This is a genomic window from Streptomyces sp. MBT53 (genome assembly GCF_016654115.1).
Classification (GTDB): Bacteria; Actinomycetota; Actinomycetes; order Streptomycetales; family Streptomycetaceae; genus Streptomyces.
In genome coordinates, this window is sequence record NZ_JAEQAZ010000282.1 from 1 (window position 1) to 8,965 (window position 8,965).

At 69.5% G+C, this 8,965-nt stretch carries 10 protein-coding genes; 5 read left to right on the top strand and 5 right to left on the bottom strand.

The features are described 5' to 3' along the window. On the top strand, window positions 1-402 hold a 402-nt coding region (locus JHN45_RS47995; RefSeq protein WP_201055726.1), incomplete at its 5' end, for a hypothetical protein. Window positions 403-499: 97 nt separating this feature from the next. Here JHN45_RS47995 and JHN45_RS48000 read toward each other — a convergent pair. From JHN45_RS48000 to JHN45_RS48010, 3 genes are all read right to left on the bottom strand, one after another. Next, complete coding sequence (locus JHN45_RS48000) at window positions 500-2,017, bottom strand: cellulase family glycosylhydrolase (RefSeq protein WP_201055727.1); 1,518 nt, start codon at window positions 2,015-2,017, stop codon at window positions 500-502. Window positions 2,018-2,143: 126 nt separating this feature from the next. After that, window positions 2,144-3,007: an ABC transporter permease gene (locus JHN45_RS48005; protein ID WP_093628372.1), complete on the bottom strand. Its 864-nt coding sequence runs from the start codon at window positions 3,005-3,007 to the stop codon at window positions 2,144-2,146. Further along, window positions 3,004-4,011, bottom strand: a complete 1,008-nt coding sequence (locus tag JHN45_RS48010) for an ATP-binding cassette domain-containing protein (RefSeq protein WP_200717026.1) — start codon at window positions 4,009-4,011, stop codon at window positions 3,004-3,006. Before JHN45_RS48010 ends, JHN45_RS48005 begins: the two co-directional genes overlap by 4 nt. Window positions 4,012-4,095: 84 nt before the next feature. Between JHN45_RS48010 and JHN45_RS48015 the strand changes: the two genes are divergently transcribed. Beyond that, a complete protein-coding gene (locus tag JHN45_RS48015; RefSeq protein WP_200717025.1) occupies window positions 4,096-4,890 on the top strand; it encodes a TetR/AcrR family transcriptional regulator in 795 nt (264 codons plus the stop codon). Here JHN45_RS48015 and JHN45_RS48020 read toward each other — a convergent pair. Then, complete coding sequence (locus JHN45_RS48020; protein ID WP_201055729.1) at window positions 4,874-5,872, bottom strand: WD40 repeat domain-containing protein; 999 nt, start codon at window positions 5,870-5,872, stop codon at window positions 4,874-4,876. The two genes, JHN45_RS48015 and JHN45_RS48020, sit on opposite strands and share 17 nt — an antisense overlap. 78 nt (window positions 5,873-5,950) lie before the next feature. Here JHN45_RS48020 and JHN45_RS48025 point away from each other — a divergent pair, with 78 nt between their 5' ends. From JHN45_RS48025 to JHN45_RS48035, 3 genes are all read left to right on the top strand, one after another. Beyond that, window positions 5,951-6,679, top strand: a complete 729-nt coding sequence (locus tag JHN45_RS48025) for an SGNH/GDSL hydrolase family protein (RefSeq protein ID WP_201055731.1) — start codon at window positions 5,951-5,953, stop codon at window positions 6,677-6,679. A 103-nt stretch (window positions 6,680-6,782) separates the two neighbouring features. Beyond that, window positions 6,783-7,343 (top strand): Uma2 family endonuclease, encoded by a 561-nt coding sequence (locus JHN45_RS48030; RefSeq protein WP_201055733.1) that lies wholly within the window; start codon window positions 6,783-6,785, stop codon window positions 7,341-7,343. A 44-nt stretch (window positions 7,344-7,387) separates the two neighbouring features. Further along, complete coding sequence (locus JHN45_RS48035; protein ID WP_201055735.1) at window positions 7,388-8,380, top strand: aldo/keto reductase; 993 nt, start codon at window positions 7,388-7,390, stop codon at window positions 8,378-8,380. A 287-nt stretch (window positions 8,381-8,667) separates the two neighbouring features. Here the strand turns inward: JHN45_RS48035 and JHN45_RS48040 are convergent. Further along, a partial coding sequence (locus tag JHN45_RS48040) for a 2'-5' RNA ligase family protein (protein WP_201055736.1) occupies window positions 8,668-8,965 on the bottom strand: 298 nt, incomplete at its 5' end.

The window sequence follows — 8,965 nt, forward strand, 5'->3', positions numbered from 1 at the left end:
CCCCACCCCGATCCACCCCCACCCGGCAGCCGCCCGGAGTTGATCCAGCGGTACCGGGAGGTGGCGGCGGAATTCCCCACCTCCGACCTGCCCCCGTTGGAAACTTCGTACTGGCTGATCAAACCGCCCTCGCTGGTACGCGGGACATGGGCCGCCCCGGCCGACGCGGCAGCCTGGCTCGGTGATCAACTCGCGGCGTACCGAGCCCGGTTCGCGAACGACGCGCACCGCGACGCCGGCCACCTCGCTGGCCTCGTCGCCTCCGCCACTGTACGGCTGGCCTCCGGCCACGACTCGTCGTACGGCTTCTATCTCGAACGGCCGGCCTACCTCTCCCTGGCCCTCGTCACCTGCACCCCGAACCGGACCAGGCCCGACCTGCCCTGCCCCTTGGACAGTTGAGACCTCGGATCAGATCTCGTTCCGCAGGCCGTTGCCGAGCCGGGCCATGGCTTCGGAAGCAAGCGCCGAGCCGCACGGTCACCCCCCGTCCCCTCCCTCACATCGCCGTACAGGTCACGCTCGGCACAGTCCCGCCACCCGGCGCACCCCCGAAGCCGAAGCTCGCCGAAGCACCCGCCCCGACACTGCCGTTGTGATCCGCGTTCACCGCGGTCACGTTCGCCCCGGTCTGTGTGTACGTCGCGTTCCACATGTTCGTGATCTGCTGGGTGCCGCTCCACGTCCACTTGACCTGCCAGGACTTAAGCGCGGACGTCCCCGTGTTCGTCACCGTCACGGCCGCGTTGAAGCCGCTGCCCCAGTCGCTGGTGACGGTGTAGGCCGCCGCGCAGGACGCGGTACTGCCACCGCCGCCGCCCGTTCCGCCACTCGTTCCCGTGCTCGGGAACAGCGGTGCCTTCACACTCGCCAGATATCCGTCCTTCACCGTGTCCACGGTCGCCCAGTCGTCCTTCAGGATCCCGCCCGTGTCACCGGAGTTGGGGTTCCACGACCAGAAGGTCCAGGAGAAGGTGTCGGCGCCGTACGTCGATGTCGGGCGGAGGTAACTCACCAGCGCCGCAAGCCACTTCTGGTCCACCGTCGATGCCAGCGTCGTACCGAACTCGCCCACCCACACCGGCGCGATGTTCTGCCGGAAGAGATAGCCCCAGTACTTGTCCCACACCCCGGGCATGTTCGCCGGGAAGGTCGGGTCGCTGAACCACGGCTGCTGGGCCACGCTCGTCGCGTAGTCGTGGGCGGAATACACCACCCGGTCGGGCACGGTCAGTTGGACCGGGTACTGGCCCGCGCCCATCAAGTTGCCGCCCCACCAACCCGATACGCCGGCATAGGTCTGCACGCCCTCCACGAAGATCAGCAGGTCGGGGTTGACCGACAGCACCGCGTTGCCCGCGCGCTCCGCCGCCAGCCGCCAGTCCGTCGCCACGTCGCCGCAGCCCCAACACGCCGGATCGTGCGGCTCGTTGTGGAGGTCGATGCCGATGACCGTCGACTGGCCCGCGTAACGGGCCGCCAGTGAACGGAGGTCGGCGATCCAGGTCGACTCCGGCACCGCCGCCGTGTACCAGAGCGCCGACTGCGCCGACGCGTCCGGGCGGTGCCGGTCGAGGATGACCTTGAGGCCGTCCTGGCCGGCGTAGGCGACGAGCTTGTCCATGATCTGGAGCGAGTTCAGACCCTGGAGGTCCGCGTTCTTGCCGCTGGAGAAGTCGATGCTGTTGGGGACCGTGCCGGACTTGAAGATGTCGTCGCTGTAGGGGAGGCGGATGGTGTTGTAACCCAGCGACTTCATCTGGTCGATCATGCTCTTGTAGTCGCGTGACCAGAGGCCGTGGACGACGTAGTTGGCGGTCTCGAAGCCGAACCAGTTGATCCCGGCGATACGGACCGGCTGGCCCGCCACGTCCAGGATCTGGCGGCCACTGGTGTGCCAGTAGCCGGCGCCGGGGGCACTCGCCGTATCGGCCGCCCGCGCTGTGTGCACACCGGCCAGCGGCAACACGAGCACCGTGGCAACAACCCCCAGCGCTCTTCTCAAGCTGCGGAACATGTCGCTGCTTCCTCTCGGGAGGCGCGGGCCCGGAACTGGTGGGAGCGCTCCCACCACCCTGCGTCTCCCATGGAAGCCACGTCGCGTGGACACGTCAAGGCAACAGACGCCGGCAGTCGTCCACGGCTATCTGCTGAGCCTGCGGAACCGCCGTACCGCCAGCGGCAGGAACAGCAGCGTCAGCGCCGCCGGCCACGCCCCCGCCAGCAGCAGCGCGTGCTGTTCCGGCCAGGACGCGCCCCTCGCCGTCGGCGCGCCGAAGAGGGCACGGGTGGCGCCGGCCGTCGAGGAGAGGGGGTTCCAGAGGGCGGCCTGGCCGAGCCAGTGGGGCATCTGCTGCGGGGAGACGTAGATGCTGGAGATCATCGTCAGCGGGAAGACGATCGCGAAGAGGCCGCCCACCTGCTCGGGGCCGGGCAGCAGCAGCCCCAGCCAGACGCCCACCCAGATCAGCGCGAAGCGCAGGGAGAGGAGGAGTACGACGGCCTTCGCGAAGCCGATTCCGAAATCGGGGCCCGTGCCGAACTCCGGGCGCCAGCCCATGCCGTAGGCCGTGGCCATCATGATGCCCAACTCGGCGCAGGACACGATGAGATCGGTCGCACCGCGCCCGGCGACCACCGCGGACGGCGCCATCGGCATCGAGCGGAACCGGTCGATGACGCCCTTCTTGGAGTCGTTGACGAAGATCGTCGCCGTGGAGACGAAGCCCATGGCGACCGTCATCACGAACATCCCCGGCATCAGGAACGCCTTGTAGTCGCCGCCGCCGGGCACCTGGATGGCCTTGCCGAAGACGTATCCGTACAGCAGCACGGACAGGATCGGGAAGCCCAACTGCCAGAGGATGCTGACCGGTTGGCGCCGGTAGTGGGTCAGGCCGCGCCGCACCACGTTCCAGCAGTCGGCGACCGTCCAGAAGAGCCGGCCGTGCTGGGGGCGTCTGCGGTACGTGCGCCCGGTGCCGTCCGCCGTCGAGGCACTGCTCATACCGCCGCCCCCTCGGTCTCAGGTTCCGGTTCCGGCACCGGTTCTTCTTCGGTACGGCGGCCCGTCAGCCGGAGGAACACGTCGTCGAGGCTCGGGCGGCGCAGGCCGATGTCCTCGACCGGGATGCCGTAGTGCTGGAGGAACCGGGCGACCTCGGTGAGGGAGCCGACCCGGTCGGCGACGGGCGCGTGGACGCGCAACTCCGCGATGTCCGCCTCGGGTTGACCGCCCTGGGCTACCCGGGCGACGGCCTGCAACGCGTAGGGGATGTGGGCGGGTTCGCGGACCACGACCTCGACGCGGTCGCCGCCGACGCGGTTCTTCAGGCCGTCGAGGGTGTCGTCGGCGATGGCCCGGCCCTGGTCGATGACGGTGATGCGGGAGGCCAGCCGGTCGGCCTCCTCCAGGTACTGGGTGGTGAGGAGGACCGTGGTCCCGTCCGCCACCAACTCCCGCACCGCTTCCCAGACTTCGCCCCGGCTGCGCGGGTCGAGGCCGGTGGTCGGTTCGTCGAGGAAGAGGACGGCCGGGGCGAGGATCATCGACGCGGCCAGGTCCAGGCGGCGGCGCATGCCACCGCTGTAGCCGCCCGCACCCTTGTCGGCCGCGGCCTCCAGGTCGAACTGGCGCAGGAGTTGAGTCGCCCTCAACTTGGCCCGCCTGCGCCCGAGATGGAAGAGGCGGCCGAACATCTCCAGGTTCTGCCGGCCGGTGAGGATCTCGTCGATCGCCGCGTACTGGCCGGTGAGTCCGATGCGGGAACGCACCTGGCGGGGCTGCCGGGCCACGTCGAGACCGGCGACGGTGGCCTTGCCGCCGTCGAGCCGGACGAGCGTGGAGAGGATGCGTACGGCGGTGGTCTTGCCGGCGCCGTTCGGGCCGAGCAGACCGTGCACGGTGCCCTCGCGGACGGCGAGGTCGAAGCCGTCGAGGGCGCGCTTGTCGCCGTAGCGCTTCTCCAGCCCTTCGGCCTCCACGACGTATCCGCCGTTGCCGTCGCCCATGAACCCTCCCTCCCGAACTGAGTGCACCGTATCCGATTACGCGTACGGTGTACTCGGTTTTGGTGCCGGACCTAGACTCCCCCCATGACGAGCAGGCCGGCGAGCGGCGGTCAGGAATCCAGCGGCAGCGGGGACATCGGCCGCACCCTCGAACTGCTGTGGGACACCGGCCCCCGCCCCAGCCGCGGCCCGAAGCCGGGCCTGAGCGTCGACCGGATCGTGGACGCGGCCATCCGCATCGCGGACGGGGAGGGGCTCGACGCGGTCTCCATGCGACGGGTGGCCACCGAACTGGGCACGGGCGCCATGTCGTTGTACCGGTACGTCCCGGGGAAGGCCGAACTCCTCGACCTGATGCTGGACCGGGTCCGCTTCCCGGACCGCCCCACCACCCAAGCCACCGGCTCCGGTTGGCGCGGCGCGCTGGAGACGGCCGCCCGCGACGCGCTCGCCGTCCACCGCCGCCACCCCTGGCTGCTGCGCGTCAACCAGTCACGCCCGCTGCTCGGCCCGCGCGCCCTCGCGACCCTGGAGCACCTGCTCGGCCGTATCCGCCCGATGGGCCTGACCGACCCGGAACTCGTCTCGACGGTCGTGATGATCGACGGTTATGTCGTCGGCGCCGCCCGCACCCAGGTCCACCAGGAGGAGGCGGCCCGCTCCACCGGCCTGACCGACGCGGAGTTCTACGGCGCCCAGGTCCCGGCCCTGGAGAAGGCCATGGCGACCGGCGCCTACCCGACCCTCGCGTCCCTCTCCCCCGACACCTTCACCGCCGGTTTCGACCACTTCGAGTTCGGGCTGGGCCGCATCCTGGACGGTCTTGAGGTCGTCGTCCAACAGCGCGGCGGCACAAGCGAGTTCAGCTACGACGCGTGAGGCGCCGCAGCCCGATCACGGCCCCGAGGACGATCACGACGGCGACGGCGCCCACCTTCAGGTTCTTCCCCGAGCCGCTGCCGCTGTCGTCGCCGCTCGCCGAACTCCCGCTTCCGGACGGCGACTTGGACGCGGACGAGGCCCCGTCCGGCGCGTCCTCGGCCTGCACCGGGCTGTCGGTGCCCTCGCTGCCGTACATCAGCTTGGTGCCGTCGGCGGAGTAGCTGACGGACTCGCCCTGCCCCTGCAGGGGCACGTCGAGGCGCCCCTTGCGCTTGATTTTCCCGCCGTTCCAGTCGTAGTAGATACCGCCGAAGTAGCCGCGTACGGCGAGCTGTTGGCCATTGGGCGAGAACGCGGCGTCGGTGGCCCAGAGGTCGACGGAGGCGATCGGCTTGAAGTAGTTCGTGCCGGAGGTGGAGAGCTTCGCCGGGCCTTCGAAGAGGTGCCCGCCGTCCTCCTTCTTGTCGATGATGTAGACGCGCCCGGTCTTGGGGTGCACGATCAGCGACTCGGCGTTGCGGGCCCCGTCCGAGTACTTCACGACGTACTGCTTGGCCTTGATCGTCTGGTCCTTGAGCACCTTCGGCTCGGGCAGCTTGTAGATCCAGACGTAGGGCCAGGTCCCGTCGAGGTTGTCGCCGATGTCGCCGACGTAGATCTCGTTGTCCGGTCCGATGGAGATGGCCTCGACGTCACGCGGCTTGCCGACGCCGCTGAAGGTGACGGTGGCGACCGTCTTGCCGGTGCTGCTGTCGACGGCGTAGATGTACGGGCCGTCGTTGCTGTCGTTGTGCGTCCAGTAGATGCCCGGGTGGAGGTGCGAGGCGGCGAGGCCGCTGGACTCGGTGATCCGGGAGTCGGTGATCGTGAACCCCTTGTCGCCCTTGCCGTCACCCTCGTCGGAGGGTGCTGCGGCTGCGGGCAGGGCGAGCGCGCCGACGAGAAAGCCGGCGCCGAGGAACGCGAGGAAGCGACGCATGCCCCAAGCCTGCCATCGTGGCAGGCCTCACACCCCACCGGCTCCGGCGATCGGCCACTGATCGTCCATCATGAGCGGATGCTCAGGTTCATGCCCGTAGGCGACTCCATGACGATCGGGAGCGCGGGCGAACACACATGGCGCTACCGGATCTGGCAGCACCTGCGCGCGACCTACGGCGGCCCGTTCGCCGTGGTCGGCCCGCGCGAGACGCTGTACGACAAGGCGACGGACACGCCGACGTCGTACGAGTACGCCGACCCCGACTTCCCGCACTTCCACCTCGCCGGGTGGGGCGAGGGCTGGCTGCACATGGCCCCGCTGATCGGCGAGGCCGTGCGCGCGCACCGGGCGGACGTCCTCCTCGTCTCCCTCGGCCTGATCGACCTGGGCTTCTACACGAACGCGGCCCAGACGGTCGACAACCTGCGCGCCTTCGTGGCGGAGGCCCGCGCCGCGAAGCCCTCCGTCCGCATGGTGTTCCTGCCGGTCATCCCGAACGTCCGCGCCCGGACCGACGCCCCCTTCGCCGCCGAGGTCGCCCTCTTCAACGAACTCCAGGCCAAGGCGGTCGCCGACCTGGACGACCCGCGTTCCCCGATCCTCCTGGCCTCCCTCCCGGAGTCGTACGACGTCGACCACGACACCTACGACGGCACCCACCCGAACGCCTCCGGCGAGCACCGGATCGCGGCGGCGTTCGCGGGGGCGATGCACCAGGCGTGGGGGGTGGGCGGGGAGTACGACACCTCGGAACCGGCCGCCGCCCCGGAACCCTTCCACCGGTCCTCCCGCAGGCGCAGGTAGGCCGACCGACAACCGGCGGTCATTGGCGTGATCACTACCTATCCCGGTCACCGTGCGTATCGTTGTACCGCGCGGCTGCACTGATGAGGAGAGGAAGACCGCGATGACCGAGGAAGGTGGCGAGCTGACGCTGGACGTCATGTTCGAGTGTCTGGAGAAGCTGCCCATCCCCGAGGGAACAAGGTTCGAGATCGTCGAGGGCAACATCTTCTTCTCGCCTCAGCGTGAAAGCCACTCGGAAGTCATCATGGACATCGTCGAGCAGCTACGGACCAAGTACCCCCGCAAGCGCGTGAAGTCCGACGTCCGTATCGACTACCCGGGTCACCTCAACGGATTCGCGACCGACGTGACGGTGATGACCGAGGGTGCCGAGAAGACGGAGGGCGGGGGCTGGCGCCACGAGGACGTCGAGTTCGTCGCCGAGGTCATCTCCAAGGGCACCGCCGTCAACGACTACGGCCCGAAGAAGGCCGCGTACGCCCTCGCCGAAGTCCCGGTCTACGTCATCGCCGACCCGTACCAGGGCCGCTGCCACGTCTACACCCACCCCAAGGGCGACGACTACACGACCGAGACGAAGGTGGCGTTCGGGGACGACATGGATCTCACCGGCACCGTGGTCGGCCTCACCCTCACCACCGACGAGTTCCCCCGCGACTGACCCCCCTTGCATCGAGCGCACTCGAAGCCGTTGGCTAGGTACTCATGAAGTACACGCAGCTCGGACGCACAGGTCTCAAGGTCAGCCGGCTCGTCCTCGGGACGATGAACTTCGGTCCGCAGACCGACGAGGCCGACAGTCACGCGATCATGGACGCGGCGCTGGACGCCGGTATCAACTTCTTCGACACCGCCAATGTGTACGGGTGGGGTGAGAACAAGGGGCGGACCGAGGAGATCATCGGCAACTGGTTCGCCAAGAGCCCCGGCCACCGCGACAAGACGGTCCTCGCCACCAAGGTCTACGGCAACATGGCCGCCGACGGCGACGCCTGGCCCAACCACGACAAGCTCTCCGCCCTGAACATCCGGCGGGCGGTGGACGCGTCGCTGAAGCGCCTCCAGACGGACTACATCGACGTCTACCAGTTCCACCACATCGACCGCGCCACCCCCTTCGAGGAGATCTGGCAGGCGATCGACACCCTGATCCAGCAGGGCAAGATCCTCTACGTCGGCTCCTCGAACTTCCCCGGTTACAAGATCGCCCAGGCCAACGAGGTCGCGGCCCGCCGTGGCGGCACCATCGGGCTCGTCAGCGAGCAGTGCCTCTACAACCTCGCCGAGCGCCGCGCCGAGATGGAGGTCATCCCGGCCGCGCAGGAGTACGGCCTCGGGGTCATCCCCTGGTCGCCGCTCCAGGGCGGGCTGCTGGGCGGCGTCATCAAGAAGGAGATCTCGGGCGGGCGCCGGGCGAGCGGCCGGGCCGCGGACACCCTCGCCAACCCGGCCTCACGCGCCCAGATCCAGGCCTACGAGGACCTCCTCGACAAGCACGGCATCGAGCCCGGCGAGGCCGCCCTGGCCTGGCTGCTGACCCGCCCCGGCGTCACCGGCCCGATCGTCGGCCCGCGCACGGCGGAGCAACTGGACTCCGCGCTGCGCGCCGTAGAGCTGGAACTGACCGAGGAGATCCTGACCTCGCTCGACGAGATCTTCCCGGGCCCGGGGCCGTCGCCGGAGGCCTTCGCCTGGTAAACGCCGTAAGGGCAAACGCCCCTGTTCTTTTAGGGGCGCGGGGCTGTGACATTTGCGGCTCCGCCGCGTGGGCGCGACCAGCCACAGCAAACACCCCGAGGACAAACGCCCCGTCAGGGGCGCGGGGAACTGCGCGACCAGCCGCATCCGGCCCGCAGCCGAAAAAGCGACCGCAGTTCCCCGGTCCTCACTTACCGAGCGCCGCAGCAAGTCCCACGACAACGAACAACAGCACAAGCACACCGGCCATGATCCGGTTCCGGGTTTTCGGGTCCACGTACCCGAGCCTAACCGCCCGCCCCGAGCCCCCAGCGGGCGACCGCCTCGTACCGCGGCTGCTCCCCCGGAACCCCCGACCTCGGCAGGTCGCTGCGGACGAGCACCAGCTCGTCCACCGTCCACGTCCGCCCCGCGAACGCGTCGAGCCGGTCGAGATACGGCCGTACGTCCAGCGCGTCCCGGCTGCGGGCCAGGGTGAGGTGGGGGCGGTAGCGCCGGTGCTCACCGGTCGTGGCCGCCTCCTCGCAGCGGTCCGCCAGCAGGCGCAGGGCCGCGAGGTCTCCCTCCGCCCCCGCCCACAGCGCC

Excerpts from the sequence above, each read along its gene's own strand:
- JHN45_RS48000 (WP_201055727.1), bottom strand. The coding sequence starts at position 2,017 with ATGTTCCGCAGCTTGAGAAGAGCGCTGGGGGTTGTTGCCACGGTGCTC.
- JHN45_RS48005 (WP_093628372.1), bottom strand. The coding sequence starts at position 3,007 with ATGAGCAGTGCCTCGACGGCGGACGGCACCGGGCGCACGTACCGCAGA.
- JHN45_RS48010 (WP_200717026.1), bottom strand. The coding sequence starts at position 4,011 with ATGGGCGACGGCAACGGCGGATACGTCGTGGAGGCCGAAGGGCTGGAG.
- JHN45_RS48015 (WP_200717025.1), top strand. The coding sequence starts at position 4,096 with ATGACGAGCAGGCCGGCGAGCGGCGGTCAGGAATCCAGCGGCAGCGGG.
- JHN45_RS48020 (WP_201055729.1), bottom strand. The coding sequence starts at position 5,872 with ATGCGTCGCTTCCTCGCGTTCCTCGGCGCCGGCTTTCTCGTCGGCGCG.
- JHN45_RS48025 (WP_201055731.1), top strand. The coding sequence starts at position 5,951 with ATGCTCAGGTTCATGCCCGTAGGCGACTCCATGACGATCGGGAGCGCG.
- JHN45_RS48030 (WP_201055733.1), top strand. The coding sequence starts at position 6,783 with ATGACCGAGGAAGGTGGCGAGCTGACGCTGGACGTCATGTTCGAGTGT.
- JHN45_RS48035 (WP_201055735.1), top strand. The coding sequence starts at position 7,388 with ATGAAGTACACGCAGCTCGGACGCACAGGTCTCAAGGTCAGCCGGCTC.